Consider the following 1,828-nt stretch of genomic DNA (forward strand, 5'->3'; position numbering starts at 1 on the left):
GTGCTCGCGCGGGCGATCCTCGCGGTGGGCGCGAGCGGCGTTTCGGGGGCGGATGTCGACAGCGCGGGCTCGACGCGCGGCAGCGACCGCTTCAAGCGGCTGGTGACGTAGCGTGCTGTCGGCCGCCGCGCCGCCGCCCGGTTGCGTGTCGGGCTGTATTCTTTCAACCGATGTGGTGGTGTTTCGGGCCGAGAATCCGGTCGAACAGCCTGGAGACCGGTTGAAGAACGGATAAGCGCGTTCGCTGTACTGGCGCCGCTCTGGCGCGGTTGCCGATTGGCTACGGGTAGAGAAGCACACGATCGGCAGCTGCTGCACGCGAGAGCGCTGCACCGACAGTATTCAACGATCGTTTTCCCCAGGTGGAGCGATGCGCTTTTCCTCGAAATGGCGATAGGCGCCAAACTCCAGAGGTGGCAACGTACCCGACGGTGCTGCTGAAACGCCTGAAGAAGAAGCTCGGCTACACCGAGAACCTGCGCCACCGCACTGGTGGTTCGGTGCGCAAGATCCTGACGAAGGACGTCGGACTGAGCGACGCCGAGGCGGAGCGACTGATGGGATTGAGGAGATGACTGTGGAGCCCGTGGAAGTGACTTACCACCACGAAGAGGGAACCTGGTGGGCTGAGTCTGATCAGATGCCAGGCTTCTCGGCTTGGGGCAAGGTACTGAGCTCAGTGCAGGCGTCGGTCGCAGAAGAGTTCTCGGATCGTTTCGACTCATCCGCACGCCCGCTGGTTGAGCGTGATGACAGTGGCACCGTGCTGCTTCGCAGGCCATCGTCCGTGAGGAGTGGGCCGATCGCGTGACGCAAGCGCAGTTCGCTGACGGGCGGCTGCGTCAGGTCAGACGTACGACCTCGTCCGAGGCGTGGCGGTCGGCCGCGCGGTGTGAGACGAGGAACACGACGCGGTCGGCGGTCGCCGCGCGCACGTCGGTCATCATGGCGGATGCGGTGGGCGCGTCGAGGTGCGCAGTGGGCTCATCGAGCAGGATCAGGTCGGCACGCGTGAGCAGCGCCCGCGCGACCGCGAGCCGCTGGCGTTCTCCGCCGGAGAGCGCCGAGCCGCCGGCACCCACGCGTGTGTCGAGCCCCTTGGCGAGCGTGTCGAGCAGCGGGGTGAGACCGGCCTGCGCGAGGGCGCCGCGCAACGCCGCCTCCTCAGGGGCATCGGCGCGCGAGCGGGCGAGCAGCAGGTTGCCGCGCAGCGTCGAGTCGAACACGTAGGCATCCTGCGGGCACCAGGCCACGCGCGACTTCCACGCGCGCTCGTCGAGCTGGGTGAGCGGGGTTCCCGCGCTCTGCTCCGACAGAGTTGCAGCGAGTGGCGCTTCTAGCTCGCGTTTGGCGACCAGTTGCTGCAACTCTGCGGTGGGCGCGAGCGTAGGCGGCGTACCGGCGACGACGATCGCGCCGCGCTCGAGCGGTAGTGCGCCCATGATGGCCGAGAGCAAGGTCGACTTGCCCGAGCCGGAGGGGCCGTCGAGCACAAGCCACCTGCCGGCATCCGCACGCCCGTCGACGCCGGCGACCGCCGGCTGCGGGGTGTTTGGGTAGCGCACGGCAACGTCCTGCAGTGCGAGCTCCGCGATCGGGCTCGGCGGCTGGGTCTCGCCCCATTCGGGATGCGGTGTCGGGCGCAGCACCGGCCCGAGCCTGCGCAGCACGGCGCGCATCGACGGCACCCGGTGCACGCCCGCGACGAGGTCGGTCAGCGGCTCGAGCAGCGAGAGCGAGAGCAGGGCGATGACGGATGCGCCTGCCGCCGTCAGCTCGGGAGCGAGTACAGGCACGAGGAAGGCAAGCGCCGTCGCTGCCGCGGTGA

3 protein-coding genes are annotated in these 1,828 nt (G+C 68.8%); 2 read left to right on the top strand and 1 reads right to left on the bottom strand.

Annotated features, from left to right (window positions below; genetic code table 11):
* Positions 1-413: 413 nt before the first annotated feature.
* Both DC31_RS18565 and DC31_RS16590 read left to right on the top strand, forming a co-directional pair.
* Positions 414-575, top strand: a complete 162-nt coding sequence (locus tag DC31_RS18565) for a hypothetical protein (RefSeq protein ID WP_160173266.1) — start codon at positions 414-416, stop codon at positions 573-575.
* The gene (locus tag DC31_RS16590; protein WP_152545477.1) at positions 572-811 is read left to right on the top strand and encodes a hypothetical protein; all 240 of its coding nucleotides are present in this window, start codon (positions 572-574) and stop codon (positions 809-811) included. Before DC31_RS18565 ends, DC31_RS16590 begins: the two co-directional genes overlap by 4 nt.
* A gap of 31 nt (positions 812-842) precedes the next feature.
* Here DC31_RS16590 and DC31_RS16595 read toward each other — a convergent pair.
* Positions 843-1,828, bottom strand: a 986-nt coding sequence (locus DC31_RS16595) for an ATP-binding cassette domain-containing protein (protein ID WP_036282264.1), incomplete at its 5' end; no start/stop codon positions are given.

The sequence above is a fragment of the Microbacterium sp. CH12i genome, from assembly GCF_000685355.1.
Taxonomy (GTDB): Bacteria; Actinomycetota; Actinomycetes; order Actinomycetales; family Microbacteriaceae; genus Microbacterium.